Source organism: Haloferax denitrificans ATCC 35960 (assembly GCF_000337795.1).
In the GTDB taxonomy this organism is placed as follows: Archaea; Halobacteriota; Halobacteria; order Halobacteriales; family Haloferacaceae; genus Haloferax; species Haloferax denitrificans.
The window spans coordinates 112039-124646 of sequence record NZ_AOLP01000012.1 but is presented as its reverse complement, the minus strand read 5'-3'; the positions used below and the strand labels follow the sequence as shown (position 1 = coordinate 124646).

Below are 12608 nucleotides of genomic sequence, written 5' to 3'. Positions count from 1 at the left end.
GTTTAGTGGTTGCGGAGCGCCCCGCGCCGGCCGGACGCGCCGCCGGAACCGCTCGAAGTTCCGGGCGGCTCACCGACGCAGACGCCGACGCAGACGCTGACTCACCACGCCGCCCGCCGCGCCCGGTTCCGGGCGTCGACGAGCGACCACCCGAGCGCCGCGAGCGTGGTGAGGCAGACGACGAACAGCGCCACGACGACGCCGACTCGCCCGACCGCGGCGTAGTAGCCGGCGCTGTCGATGACGCCGGCGAAAAGCAGGCCGAAGGCGACGAGACTGAGCGGACGCGCCCACAACTGCCGGCGGACGAGTCCCGCACCCGCCGCCAGAAGCGACACGCCGGTCAGCCCGCCCAACACGAGCGACGCGAACAGCGAAAACGGGTCGGCCCGCGGCTCCATCACCGGGCCGCCGTCGACGGTCAACACCCAGATGACGAGCGTCACGGCTCCCATGACGAGCGCGTAGCCGCCCACCGTTCGCTCCCAGTCCATCTCGTTGCACTCCGTTCCGTCCTCGCTAGACGCGCTCCCGCCACAAATACGCATCTCCGGGTTCTCGCGCCGGAGAGTGTATGCGAGACCGGACAGTAGTCGCGTCCGACACGCCGCGCACGGTGCGGGCGGATCGAAGTCGAATCAAAGATTGTTGCAGAGTAATTCCATAACCGTACAATATTAATGTGGGCGGCCCGGAACACCACCAGAATGGGTCACATCGAACAGGGCATCCGCGAGAACTGGCGGCAGTTCGCCCTGCAACTGCTGATGGTGTTCGCGGTCGGATTGACCATCGGGTCGGAGAGGAACGTCGTCCCGCTCCTCGGGCGGGACGTTCTCGGCGTCGAATCTGTGCTCGTCATCGGCTCGTTCGTCGTCAGCTTCGGCTTCGTGAAGGCGATTCTCAACCTCTACGGCGGTAAGTGGGCCGAAACCTACGGGCGCAAACCCATCCTCGTCGCCGGGTGGGTCGTCGCGCTTCCGATTCCGCTGATTCTCGTCTTCGCGCCGAACTGGTGGTGGGTCACGGTCGGGAACGTCCTTCTCGGCGTCAATCAGGGGCTCGCCTGGAGCATGAGCGTCAACGCGAAGCTCGACCTCGCCGGGAGCGACCGCCGCGGTCTGGCGGTGGGGCTGGACGAGGCGTTCGGTTACGGCGGCGTCGCGGTCGGGTCGTGGGTGACCGGCGTCATCGCCGGCGGTTACGGCCTCCGCCCCGCTCCCTTCGTCTTCCTCGCCGCGGTCGTCGTTCTCGGGCTCATCGTCTCCGCGCTGTTCGTCGAGGAGACGCTCCCGTACGCCGAAGCCGAGGCGGAGGCGGAGGCGACCGCCGCAGACGACGCCGGCGCCGACGCCGATGCGGACCTCCCGTTTCGCGAAATCGTCCGGCGCGCGACCTGGGGAGACCGGACGCTGTTCGCGGCCGCCCAAGCCGGGAGCGTCGAGAAGTTCGTGGACGCGCTCGTCTGGATAGCCTACCCGCTGTACCTCACCTCGGCCGGACTCTCGGTCGCCGAGGTGGGCGTCGTCGTCGGCGTCTACGGCGGGGTCTGGGGCGTCCTCCAACTCTACACCGGACCGCTCGCGGACGACATCGGCCGCCGCCCGCCCGTGGTCGCCGGCATGTTCCTCGCCGGCGCGGGCGTCCTCGCGACGGCGCTCGGGTCGGGCTACTGGTGGTGGGTCGGCACCGCCGCGGCGACCGGCGTCGGGATGGCGCTCTTGTATCCGAACCTCATTACCGTCGTCGGCGACGCCGCCCATCCGACGTGGCGTGCGACCGGCCTCGGCGTCTACCGCATGTGGCGCGACGCAGGCTACGGCTTCGGCGCAGTCGCAATCGGACTCGCGGCGGACCTCGTGTCGGTGCGGGCGGCGTTCTACCTGACCGCCGCCGCGATGTTCCTCTCCGGCGGCGTCGCACTCGCGTGGATGCGCGAGACGCACCCCGAGTTCGGTGACTACCGGACCTCGACGACCGAACAGCGCGCCAGTCCACGGGCGGACGACTGAACCGCGCGACCCGGGTCGTTCCGTGCTGACACGTGTCAATGCTCAGAAAACTTATTAGCGCCCTCCGAGTGGACACCGTCCCATGTTCCCCGACGAAATCGTGACCCCGCGGCTCAGGCTCCGGGCCCTGTCGCGGGCGGTCGTCGACCCGTTGGACGCCTACGACCACTTCGCCGCCTCGCGGTCGGACACAATCGAGGAGGAGACCGAGTTCGTCACGTGGAACCCCCACGAGACGCCCAAGGAGACGCTGGGGTTCATCGAACAGGCCGAAAAGGGCCACGAATCGGCCGAAAACGCCATTTACGCCGTCTTCCCCCGTGACGGCGAGGACGGCGCGGGCGAGTTCGCCGGCACCGCCGGCTTCAACCCCGAGTGGGACAAGCGCCGGGCGGTTTTCGGCATGTGGCTCCGCACGGAGTTCTGGGGCCGCGGTTACTCGGGCGAGCGGGCGGCCGCCTTCTTCGCCGCCGTCTTCGACGTGCTCGACCTCGACGTCGCGCTCGCGTACGCCATGCCCGAAAACGAGGCGTCGTGTCGCGCCATCGAGAAGTACACCGACCGCTTCGGCGGGCGGGAAGACGGTCTGTTTCCCAACGAGACCGTCGACGCCGACGGGACGCCGCGCGACGTTCGCGGCTGGTCCGTGACCCGCGAACAGTGGGAAGCCGCCACCGGCGGCGACTACGACGCCGAGTTCCGCTGGGAGGGCCGCGAGTGAGCGACCTCTACCCCGCCGTCGTCGAGACGCCGCGGCTCCGACTGGTTTCCCGCCGCCCGAAGCACGTCGGCGTCCACGAGGCGTACGACCTGTGTTCGGCCCCCGAGATGGACGACGTGACCCGGTACATGCCGTGGTCGCGCCACGAGACGCCGAAAGTGACGAAGGAGTTCCTCGACCGCGGGGAGTCGAGTTGGACCGACGCCGAGAGCGCCGACTACGCGATTATCCCGCGCGAGGGCGAAGACGGCGCGGGCGAGATTGCGGGGTTCGGCGGCCTCCACACCGACTGGGACCGCCGCGTCGGAGAACTCGGCCTGTGGCTCCGCCCGCGCTACTGGGGCCGCGGGTACTCGGGCGAGCGCGCCGCGGCGCTGGCGGCGCTCGCGTTCGACGCGCTGGACCTCGAAGTCGTCTCGGTGTCGCACGTCGCGACGAACGAGAAATCCAAGCGAGCGATAGAGAAGTACATGGCGGCGCTCGGCGGCGGCCTCGACGGCCGCGAGCCAAACAGCATCATCATCGACGGCGACCCGACCGACGAACTCCGCTACAGCGTCTCCCGCGAGGACTGGCTGGCGACGACCGGCGGCGACTTCGACGCCGAGTTCCGCTGGGACGCCGACCCCGACGGCGTTCGCTGAGCCGCCCGTATTCGCCACCCGGGACCGCACCGGGGACCGCGCCGGAGACGACGCGGCCGCCCTTCAGACCGCCGTGAACGTGGGTGGCTATGTGGACGCCTCATCTGCCACATCGTACCGCGAGACACCCACGCACGGCGGCCACGAGACATTTAGGGGAGAGCGACAATCGCTTCCGACACGATGTCAACGACACCTGAATCGACGCCCGGTTCCACACCATCGACGCTTCGGTCGGTCGGCGGCGGCGGCGTCGCCGGTCTCGGGGCGGCCCTGTTCGGCTACCTCGTCACCTATCTGCTGTCCTCCTCGACTATCGAGAACTCGACGGCCAGCCAAGTGCTCGAAGCCTTCGGCTCCGACATCTCGACGTGGAAGGTCGTCGGCTGGGTGTTCATGAGCGCCCACGGCGTGACGACGCGGTTCCCCGGCCTGTTCGGAACGACCTCCAGCGCGAACCTCATCGAGAACGTCGAGGCGTTCTCGCCGGTGCTCTACGTCGTGCCCGTGGTCGCGCTCCTCGCCGCGGGCGCGCTCGCGGCCGTCCTCAGCGGCGCGTCCTCGCCGCGGGAAGGCGCGCTGGCCGGCGTGGGAACGACCGTCGGCTACTTCGTCTTTGCACTCGCCGGTATCGCGCTGTTCACCGTGTCCGTCGGCGACGCGGCTATCAGTCCCGACCCGGTCACGTCCGCGCTCCTCGCGGGCGTCGCCTACCCCGCCGTTCTCGGTACCGTCGGCGGCGTCGCGGCCACGGCGCTCCGGTAGTCACTGGCGTCCGCTCGCTCGGTTCTCCGGTTCCTCGGTTTCCCGACCTCAGAGGTCGCGCGCGACGAGTTCGCCCCAGTGGTCGAAGCCGTAGCGCTCGTAGAACGCCCGCGCCCGACCGTTCGCCTCGTCCACGTCGAGGACGATTCGGTCCAGAGGGAGGTCCTGAGAGCGCGCGTGGTCCAACACGGCCGCCATGAGTTCGTCTGCGACGCCCGTGCCGCGGTAGTCGGCGTCGAGGAACAGTTCGTTGAGGACGGCGGCGTCCCAGATGAACGTCATCTCCTCGGGGAGCGCGAAAGCGTAGCCCACCAGATTAGCGTCGCCATCACCCGACGACGCCTCCGCGACGACGACGCACCCGGGGTCGTCGGTCGCACAGCGCTCGACCCACGAGAGGTATCGCTCGCGGTAGTCGTCGGTGAGTTTGGCCTCGTAGGTCGACAGTTTGTCGTCGCCGCCGGTCCCCGCGCCGAGGCCGAGTTCGAACCCGCGTTTCAGTTCCCAGAACGCGGCCTCGTCGCCCGGTTCGTACGGCCGCACCTCGACGCCGTCCGGTGTCTCGCTCATGGACGCGGATGCGTCGCCATCCGTTATGAACGCTCGGAGTCGCGGCCGCGTTTTCGGCTCGTTCCACGCCGATTCACCGCGCCGGCTCACTCCGACGAGCCGCGAAGCCGCTCCGACAGGAGTCGACCGCCGACCACGCCCGCTCCGAGCACGATGAGCATCAGCTCCGTCCCCGACGAGGCCAGCGGGGCGATTCGCTCGACGTTCTCGGGTTCCGCGCCCGGCGACGGGTCGACCACGGTGCTGTAGTGGAGCGTCTCCGTCGTCGGCGGCGGCGACGCGGGCCGTAGCTCGACGAACGTCTGGACGAACCCGCGCGTGCTCGACCACTCGGCGCGCCCGCTAATCGAGTAGAACGCGTCGTGAATCGGGTAGAAAGCGTTGACGCCGTTGGTGAACAGGTCGGGGAAGACGCCGCCGCAGAGGAGCGCCGCGATGCCCACCCACGCGACTGCGACCCCACGGGCCCCCCAGCGACCGCGAATCGCGGAGCGCTCGGGCTCTCGAATCCGCGTGTCGTAGACCACGAGCGCGGCGAGCGCGAGCGGGAGCAACAGCGTGTGGAGGAGCGCGCGGTGGCTCCCCGGCAGGAGCGTGCTGGTGAACGAATCGAGGTCGGGGACCGCGGCGGCGACGAGCGCGACGCCGACCGACCGGGCGTCGAACCAGCGACCGAGGAGGGCGGCACCGACGAGTCCGCCGACCGCGACGTGGACGAGGGTCGATGGCATACCGCGTAGTGGTCGGCCGACGACCTTCAGGGTTCCCACGGGGTTCGTCACGCGACGACTACCACTTTCGACACGCTTTTGCGGGACACTCGCGCAGATTGTCCCATGATTCACTCGTCGGCCGGACCGAGGTGCTCGCGATGACCGCGGCACCGCGCGACGACCTCGCCCGCCGCATCGCGGGCGAGATTACCCTCTCGGACGACCCCGGCGCGACGCTCCGCAAGTGGCGGACCGACTTCGACATCTCCCAGACGGCGCTCGCCGAGCAGTTGGACGTGTCGTCGTCGGTCGTCTCCGACTACGAGAGCGGCCGCCGCGAGAGCCCCGGCATCGGCGTCATCCGCCGGATGGTCGAGGCGCTCCTCGACATCGACGAGGCCCGCGGCGGCAGTCGCATCCGGCAGTACGCCCGCGTCCTCTCGGCCGGCTTCGAGAGCGACATCGTCCAGGACCTCCGGGAGTACCCCACGTCGATTCCGCTGGACAGCTTCTACGACGCCATCGGCGCGACCCCCATCGTCGACGGCGACCAAGACCGCATCAGCGGCCACACCGTCATCAACAGCATTCAGGCCATCACGCGGCTCTCCTCGGAGGAGTTCTACCGGCTCTACGGGCAGTCGACGAGCCGGGCGCTCGTCTTCACCGGCGTCACCCGCGGCGAGTCGCCGCTCGTCGCCATGCGCGTCGTCACGCCGACGCCGAACGCCGTCGTCCTCCACGGGCTCACGGAGGACGACCTCTGGGAGCACGCGCCCGCGCTCGCCACCATCGACGGCTTCGCTCTCGCCGTGACCGACCGCGACTTAGACGAGATGCTCGAAGACCTGCGGAAGCTCCCCTGAGTTCGCCGCCGTCTCCCGCTTTTTCGGACCCCTCGATTCGGAACTGTCCGCTCGTTCGGTTCGAATGTCCAGAGTGTCCGCCAGAGGGCGAAAAAAGCCGAAGGGCGGCCGCGACGATGTCCGACCATGGACATTCGCGCCCTCCACTCACACCTCGAAACGGCGTTCGAGTACCCGGTCACGACCGAGCGCGTGTTGGAACGCGCCGGCGACATCGAAGTGGCCGCGCCGAACGTCGACGACGCGGAAACCGTCGAGACCATCCTCGCCCCGCTCGGAGCCGAGACCTACGAGTCGGCCACCGACCTGTACAACACGATACTCGGGAGCGTGAGCGACGACTACATCGGCAGAAAGTTCTACGACGACCGAGGGGCTGACCCGGCGGACTCGTGGTCGATACTGCCGGACCAAGCCCGTTCGTTCTGACGGCCCGGCGCGAACGCGGGCGCTCACACGTCGCCCGGTCGTGCAGTCGGGTTGTTATTCGACGTATTCGTAGCGGCGCTCGTTCATCCGGCCCCAGCCCGTGAAGACGAACTCGGCTTCGGGTTGGGTGAACTCCTCGACCTCGATCTCCTTTTCGTGGTTGTGCACGTCGTGGATGAGCTCGTAGTCGTCGAAGGATATCTCGGTGCGGGCCGCGAGCTGGTCGTCGACGTCCACGGCCTCGATCTCGTCGAGCCACGTCTCTTGGACCGTCTCGGCGTGGATTTCCGCCTGCGCGCCGGACCCGTAGGAGCCGACGAGCAGTTGCTTGCCGGTCATCTCCTTTCCTTCGTCCGCGGCGGCGATGAGCGCCGACAGCCGGGCGATGTGAACCGAGCCGGTGTACCAGTTGCCGACGCGACTGGAGATGTCGAGCGTCGGCTCGATGACGCGGCCGTACCAGTCGCGGTACTGCTCGGTCGTCTTCAGCTCGTCCATGTAGCCGCGGATGGCCTCCTCGTAGTCGTCCCACGTCTCGAAGTCCGCCTCGCGGGGCTGGCGACCGATTTCGCTTTCGAGGTCGTCTTCGATGTCGGTGTCGCGGGTCATGTGCCGGAAGCCCAGAAGCGCCGCCTTCCGGACCATGCCGGGGAACGGCGTGTGGAACGGGATGTACTCGAACAGGTCGGGGTGGGTGCGACCCGCGACGCTCTCGTAGTCTTCGAGCGCCTCGCGCATCCGAGCGAGATACACCTGCATGGAGCGCTTACCGTCCACGGAGGGGAACTGCTGGTTCGGCTTGAGGAAGTCCGTCTCGTCCATACTGCCGTAGCCCTGCTCGGTCGAGAGTTCGACGAGGTCCGGGTCCTCGTCGATGAGCATGGCGACCGCGCCCGCGCCCTGCGTCGCCTCGCCGGGGTCGCCGCGCTCGTAGAGGGCGGTGTCGGTGGCGATGACGAGCGCCGCGCGCCCGCGGTTGCGACCCGCCTTAATCCAGTTGTAGGCGTCGTCGAGGCTCTGGGTGCCGGCGATGCAGGCGAACTTGCGCTCGCCCTTGTTGGCGTGGCGGAAGTCGCCGTCGTACACCTGTTCGAGACAGCCGGCGATGTACGTCGACACCGGCTTGGAGTTGTCGAACGCGGACTCGGTGGCCACGTCGATGCGGCCGATGTCCGCGGGCGTGAGGCCCTTTCGGTCCATCAGTTTCTTGGCGGCGTTCGCCCCCATCGTGACGATGTCCTCGTACACGTCCGGGAACGACGACGTGTGGAGACCGAGACCCTTCGTGTACTTCTCCGGGTCTTCGCCCTTCACCGGCGCGAAGGTGTTGGGGAGGTCTAACACGAGTTTGCCCGTCCAAATCTCCATGGCGTCGATGCCGACGGAAGTCATGGTCGATGCTACAGAACCGAGGGATAAGGTTTTGTCGATGGGGAGTTACGTCGGTTGTCGAAGAATCGGATGAGAGCGGTCAGGCGTTCTTGTCGCCCGCAATATCCGAGAGGACGTACCGGTCGACCACGATGCCATCGTCGTCCACGACGCGGACCTCGATGTCGTAGGTGTCCCCGGTCCCGTAGGTCTCGGTGTATTCGAGGTTGTTCTCGCTCGTCGCGGTGCTTCGGACGACCCCGCTGGCCTGCGGTTGCTGGCGGTTGCGGAAGTACACTTCCACTTCGGCGAACTCGCCCGTACCGACGACGTCGTAGTCGACTCGATAGCGAACCCGATTCCGGTTCGTCTGCGAGTTGTCCGAAACCGACACCGAGTCGAGCGCGGGGCTTCCCGCACGGGAGAGACCGTCGTTTCCGGACGGGTCGGTCCAGTCCGCGTCGTCGGTCACGATGCGCTCGTCGACGACGACGCCGTCGGCGTCGAGCAACTGAAGCCGGATGTGATAGGCCATCCCGAACGTCCCGCCGTTGTCCTCGGCGGCGAAGTCGTCGATGGTGTTCCGCGGGTCCGTGCTCTCGTAGATACCCTCGGCGTACGACGCGTCCTCGTTCGAAATCCATAGCCTGACCCGGCCGAACTCGGCGCGGTCGGTGACGTTGTACGAGGCCTCGTAGTCGGCCTGCGTCATGCTCAGGTCGTCGATGATTGTACCCTCGAACGACGGGCTGGACGCCCGCGTCAGGTCGTCGTTGCCGGCGGGGTCGACACCGTCGGCCACGTCCGAGATGACCCGGCGGTCGACGAGCACGCCGTCCTCGTCGAAGACGCGGATGGTCGCCTCGTAGTCGTCGCCTTCGGTCCCGTCGTACGCCGAGTAGCCCGCGATGGTCCCGCGGGGTTCGGTTCCGCTGAGTTCCGCGGTCGTCGACGGCGCGTCGAGGTTGTCGAACTCGACGCGAATCTCCGAGAGGTTCGACGCGTTCGTCACGTTGTAGTTCAGTTCGTACGCCGCGCCCTCCTGCGTCAGGTCGATGAGCGCGGCACCGCGAATCGCGGGGTCGTTCGACTCGGGGAGTCCCGTATTCCCATCGGGGTTGTCGCCGTCGGCAACGTCCGAGATAGTCCGTGAGTCGAGGACGTTGCCGTCCGCGTCCAGCGCCGCCACCGTGATTCGGTAGCGGTCGCCGACGCCGGCGCCGATGTCGTAGGTCGCGTAGCCGCGGGCGTTCGTCTCGGTGACCGTCTGAGTCGCCCACGACGAATCGCGGTTCTCGAAGGTCACGCGGACGCGGTCGAAGTCCGGCCCCGCGGTCACGTCGTAGTCGACCCGGTAGCCGGCACCGCCGGCGTCGGTCGTCCGGTCTTCCACGTGCATCCCGTTGATTGCGGTCGATTCCGGGGGCGTCGAAGTGGTCGCGGTCGTCGTTGCGGTCGTCGAAGTTGTCGTCGCCGTGGACGTGGTGGTCGTCGTCGGCCGCGGCGTCGGCGCGGGCCCAGGCGTCTCCGTGACCGCGCCGAGCGTCCGCTCCGCGCGGTGGATGACGGTGTTGCTCGGTTCGTGAACGACCAACACGAGGTACGGGTCGGTCCCGTCGAATCCGACGGGGGTAGTCGGTCGCCAGCTATCGCCCGGACCGAACTGCGACTCGCTCGTCGTCGCTCGGCGGTTGATGTCGCCGTCGGCCCCGAGCGAGTACCGGGTCGTCGTGTCCTCGCTCCGAGTGACGACCGCCACGTCCCCGGCGCGGAGGCTGTCGCCGGCGCGGTGCGTGAGCGTCAGGTTCGACCCGTCGACAGTCACATCGAGTTCCACGAGCGGAGCGTCGTCTCGGTAGTCGTCGACAGCGGCGAGCGCGGCGACGCCGCCGACCGTGACGACCACGACGACGAGTCCTAACAGGAGGACCATCCCGACCGTCTCGCTCTGCGCACGCGAAGCGACCTGCACGACTGAACGCAGGAGGGTTCGATATAAAAACGTACGCGGCAACAGACCTTTATCAGTCGGACCAGTTGACCACCCCAATGGAACTCCTCGACAGCGAACGGGGGCAGGCGGTTCAGGTCGGCGCTATCCTCCTGTTCGGCTTCCTCGTTATCGGCCTGTCGCTCTACCAGGCGACGGTCGTTCCCCAGCAGACGAAAGCGACGGAGTTCGGGGCCTATCTGGACGCCTCGGACGACCTCGTGTCGCTCCACAACGACGTGCTGGTGACCGCGACGAGGGGAGTGCAGTCGGGGACCACGGTCCAAACCGGCGTCCAGTACCGTCCGCGCGCCGTCTTCATCAACCCCGGTCCGCCGACGGGGAGCCTGTCACTCACCGAGTCAAGAGAGATCAATATTACCGGGGCAAAAGCAGTTAACAGCGAACCCGAGGCCGTCCAGACGGTCTGGGACGGGAGTGAGCAAACTTACGAGAGCAAGGTCCTGCGCTACTCGCCGGACTACAACGAGTTCGACGGCACGCCGATTACGGTCTCCGGCGTGTCGGCCCAGCGCGAGGCCGGCGCGAACGTGGTCCCGATCAGTGGTCAGACGCTCATCTCAGGGAATCGAATTACCGTCGTCTCCATCGATGGGCGAATCGGTCAGACTTCGACTCGAACGTCACTGACCGTCGCTCCGATATCGTCAGCGACGCGGACGGTGACTGTCACCGGAAATGGAACCGACATCAGCCTCACCGTCCCGGTCGGGTCGAACGCGACGGCGTGGAATCGTTCCGTGATTGCCGAACAGATGGAAGAGGAGAACCGTCACGTGCTATCAACCACCGACCTCGGCGACGACGAGGATCCGACCAACAGTCTCGTCCGCGTCACCCTGAACGGCTCGTACACCTACGAACTCCGGCTCGCCAAGGTCGAACTGTCGTCCTCGTCCGCCGCGTCGACGGTCGCTAGCCCCGAAGGGAAGTATCTCGTCCCCGTCACGACGGGAGCGGCCGCCGCGCCCGGCGAGGCGACCGAGGTCGTCGTTGAGGCGCGTGACGGCTACAACAACCCCGTCGAAGGCAAGCTAATCGACTTCACCGTTACCGAAGGTGACGCGTCACCGACGAGTCGGACTATCACCACGGCCGACGATGGTCGGGCTGGGTTCACCTTCACGCCTGACGCCGACGCGGACGGGCCGATAACCGTCCGTGCCGGGAGCGACCTCGACGAAGACGGGTCGGTCGAGCCAATCGAGCAGACGACCTACACCATCCCGCTCGTCAACGGGAGCGGCGGCGGTGGAACGGGCGCGGGAGACGACGGGTCGACGGGAGAAATCAACCCGCCACAGGAAGATGAGGACGTTATCCTGTCCGGAGCAACTGCCGTGAATGGCAACGACGGCGCCCGTATCTCGCTCAATAATACGGGCACGGAGCGGGTCGTAACGAGTTTCCGCGTCTCGTTTTATTACCCCGACCAAGGAGGGAACGGCGCCGAGACCGCGTCGTTCAACGGTTCTCCGGCACAGAACGTAGGCGCAGACCAGTACACGCTCGGCCCGGACCAAGTCACGCTTCCATCGGACACGACGACGGACATCACCGTCGGCTTCGCGGCGAACAAGAACCTCGACACGCGCGGCGACTTCTTCATCCTCACCGTCCAGTTCGACGACGGCGAGTTCGCGACGTACTTCGTCGCGGTCCCGTAGCCGGCTCCCGCCGTCGGAAAACGGTCGGAGCGGGCCCGGGAGGTCCCGGCGCTCTCGACGGTCGAAAAGCGAAACGAAAAACAGCGTGAGAGAGGCCGAGCTCAGTCTTCTTCTTCGACGACCTCAGGCTCCGAGAGGCCGCTCTGGAGGCTGTCGAGGCCGTTGACCCACTCGGTGACGAGTCCGAATTCGAGTTCGTCGAGAACTTCGATGTCGAGTTCCTCGCCGTCGATGACGCGGGTGCCGACCTGGACGATGTAGCCGAGCGCGCTGTCGAGGTCGTCTGCGGCCTCGGCGTCAGCGGCGGCGCGGATGTAGGCGTCCATGTCGTCTTCGAGTTCGGCGGGACCGGCGACGATGAACTCCTCGGCGGCGAAGAAGGCACACGAGAGGCTCGTCTGGACGCTCCCGATGAGGATTTCGGCCTCCTCCTCGTTTTCGGACTCGAACTCGGGTTCGGCCATGACGATGTCGTGGACGGTCGACAGCTCGTCGAGCGCCTCCTCTTCGCCCAGCGTGTCGTCGTCGTAGGCGGTCAGAATCTTGGCGATGGCGATGGCCGCGTCGTTCTGGATGTTCATCAGGAGACGACCGGTCTCCTCGCTTTCGAGGTCCAGGTCCTCTTCTTCGACGCGCGTCAACCAGTTCTGCCAGCGTTCCGGCGAGTAGTATCGTTCCTCGGCCTCGGTCATACCTACAACCTCCCGTGCCGGACTCAAATGCCTTTCTTATCCTGCTTGTGACCGTGCGAGACGACGACGTGGGAGGAGACGGCGCGATTCGGCTCGTGCGCCGGTCTCGGCGGTGGGTCGCCGCGCCGCCTCTCGGTTCCTCTCGAC

General features: G+C 67.3%; 13 protein-coding genes. 7 read left to right on the top strand and 6 right to left on the bottom strand.

Annotation, left to right across the window (positions count from 1 at the left end; genetic code table 11):
• Positions 1 to 101: 101 nt before the first annotated feature.
• On the bottom strand, positions 102 to 494 hold the full coding sequence (locus C438_RS12410) for a hypothetical protein (protein ID WP_004969776.1): 393 nt from the start codon (positions 492 to 494) through the stop codon (positions 102 to 104).
• A gap of 213 nt (positions 495 to 707) precedes the next feature.
• Between C438_RS12410 and C438_RS12405 the strand changes: the two genes are divergently transcribed.
• From C438_RS12405 to C438_RS12390, 4 genes are all read left to right on the top strand, one after another.
• Complete coding sequence (locus C438_RS12405) at positions 708 to 2012, top strand: MFS transporter (protein WP_004969774.1); 1305 nt, start codon at positions 708 to 710, stop codon at positions 2010 to 2012.
• Positions 2013 to 2094: 82 nt separating this feature from the next.
• Positions 2095 to 2733, top strand: a complete 639-nt coding sequence (locus C438_RS12400; protein ID WP_004969772.1) for a GNAT family N-acetyltransferase — start codon at positions 2095 to 2097, stop codon at positions 2731 to 2733.
• On the top strand, positions 2730 to 3377 hold the full coding sequence (locus tag C438_RS12395; RefSeq protein WP_004969770.1) for a GNAT family N-acetyltransferase: 648 nt from the start codon (positions 2730 to 2732) through the stop codon (positions 3375 to 3377). The genes C438_RS12400 and C438_RS12395 overlap by 4 nt, the downstream gene beginning before the upstream one ends.
• Positions 3378 to 3560: 183 nt before the next feature.
• Positions 3561 to 4142 (top strand): hypothetical protein, encoded by a 582-nt coding sequence (locus C438_RS12390; protein WP_004969768.1) that lies wholly within the window; start codon positions 3561 to 3563, stop codon positions 4140 to 4142.
• A 48-nt stretch (positions 4143 to 4190) separates the two neighbouring features.
• Here C438_RS12390 and C438_RS12385 read toward each other — a convergent pair whose 3' ends face one another.
• Together C438_RS12385 and C438_RS12380 are read right to left on the bottom strand one after the other, a co-directional pair.
• Positions 4191 to 4712, bottom strand: coding sequence for a GNAT family N-acetyltransferase (locus C438_RS12385; RefSeq protein ID WP_004969766.1), 522 nt, complete (start codon positions 4710 to 4712; stop codon positions 4191 to 4193).
• A gap of 86 nt (positions 4713 to 4798) precedes the next feature.
• The gene (locus tag C438_RS12380; protein ID WP_004969765.1) at positions 4799 to 5443 is read right to left on the bottom strand and encodes a metal-dependent hydrolase; all 645 of its coding nucleotides are present in this window, start codon (positions 5441 to 5443) and stop codon (positions 4799 to 4801) included.
• Between the two features lie 140 nt (positions 5444 to 5583).
• On the opposite strand from C438_RS12380, the gene C438_RS12375 reads away from it, so the two are divergent.
• Entirely contained in the window at positions 5584 to 6291 is a 708-nt protein-coding gene (locus tag C438_RS12375; protein ID WP_004969763.1) for a helix-turn-helix domain-containing protein, read from the top strand.
• 126 nt (positions 6292 to 6417) lie between these two features.
• Positions 6418 to 6720, top strand: coding sequence for a DUF5789 family protein (locus C438_RS12370; protein ID WP_004969762.1), 303 nt, complete (start codon positions 6418 to 6420; stop codon positions 6718 to 6720).
• A gap of 54 nt (positions 6721 to 6774) precedes the next feature.
• Here the strand turns inward: C438_RS12370 and hmgB are convergent, their stop codons facing one another.
• Positions 6775 to 8112, bottom strand: coding sequence for a hydroxymethylglutaryl-CoA synthase (hmgB, locus tag C438_RS12365; RefSeq protein WP_004969760.1), 1338 nt, complete (start codon positions 8110 to 8112; stop codon positions 6775 to 6777).
• A gap of 79 nt (positions 8113 to 8191) precedes the next feature.
• Positions 8192 to 10063, bottom strand: coding sequence for a type IV pilin (locus C438_RS12360; protein WP_004969758.1), 1872 nt, complete (start codon positions 10061 to 10063; stop codon positions 8192 to 8194).
• Positions 10064 to 10140: 77 nt separating this feature from the next.
• On the opposite strand from C438_RS12360, the gene C438_RS12355 reads away from it, so the two are divergent.
• On the top strand, positions 10141 to 11769 hold the full coding sequence (locus C438_RS12355; RefSeq protein ID WP_004969756.1) for an Ig-like domain-containing protein: 1629 nt from the start codon (positions 10141 to 10143) through the stop codon (positions 11767 to 11769).
• A gap of 101 nt (positions 11770 to 11870) precedes the next feature.
• On the opposite strand, the gene C438_RS12350 is transcribed toward C438_RS12355, so the two are convergent.
• Complete coding sequence (locus C438_RS12350) at positions 11871 to 12461, bottom strand: DUF2150 family protein (RefSeq protein ID WP_004969751.1); 591 nt, start codon at positions 12459 to 12461, stop codon at positions 11871 to 11873.
• Positions 12462 to 12608: the final 147 nt, after the last annotated feature.